The sequence below is a fragment of the Paenibacillus sp. 01T422 genome (assembly GCF_056398785.1).
Window position 1 is genome coordinate 1 of record NZ_JBFTQB010001663.1, and the last position, 440, is coordinate 440.

The window sequence follows — 440 nt, forward strand, 5'->3', positions numbered from 1 at the left end:
CTAATGCCTTTAACGCTAATGCCTTTAACGGATCAAGTGAAAGGTTCAAAAACGCTTCAAGATCCTGAAGTTTTGCCAACATCAGAGTGGGATCAAGTGAAAACGAAGGACGGCAAAATCTACGGTGTTTTCAGTAAATTCCAAGGTGGAACAATGCCGATCGTTCGTGCTGACTGGCWCAAAAAGCTTAATCTGCCTGAGCCGAAAACGTTTGATGACTACTACAAGGTCATGAAAGCATTCACGGAGCAAGATCCAGATGGCAATGGGAAAAAAGATACATACGGTTTAAGCACAGCGGGCATGTATGAACTGCAAGGTTTCTTCAGTGGAGCCGGCTTGAAACAACGTTATGTGGAGAAAGACGGGAAGCTGGACGTTCCTTATTCAACAGATGCGGCCATTCCGGTTTATGAGTGGTTGAACAAGTTGTACAAAGA

The 440-nt window shown here is 44.4% G+C and carries 1 pseudogene; it reads left to right on the forward strand.

The annotated features are described in order from the left end of the window. A pseudogene (locus tag AC1DUA_RS40675) lies at positions 1 to 440 on the forward strand (extracellular solute-binding protein); the annotation flags it as partial.